1 protein-coding gene is annotated in these 230 nt (G+C 32.2%); it reads left to right on the top strand.

Annotated elements, in window-relative coordinates; all coding sequences use genetic code 11:
• The coding region (locus tag ACX6CF_RS27120) for an oleate hydratase (protein ID WP_458788483.1) at positions 1–230 on the top strand (230 nt) is incomplete at both ends.

Below are 230 nucleotides of genomic sequence, written 5' to 3'. Positions count from 1 at the left end.
TCCACCATGTTGGAGGTTTACCAGATCTTTCAGCTTTACAGTTTTCAAGACATGATCAATACACTTCATTTGTAAAACCTATGGTTAAATATTTGGAAGACCATGGTGCTAAATTTGAATATGGAATCACTGTCGATAACGTTGAGTTCTCAATTTCAGAGGATAAAAAAGTTGCAAAGAAAATAGTTGCAACAGATAAAAATGGAAAAGATATTTCTATTGACTTAACA

This window comes from Vallitalea sediminicola (assembly GCF_054408565.1).
The sequence above is the reverse complement of the archived record's forward strand: the minus strand, read 5'-3'. Positions and strand labels throughout refer to the sequence as shown.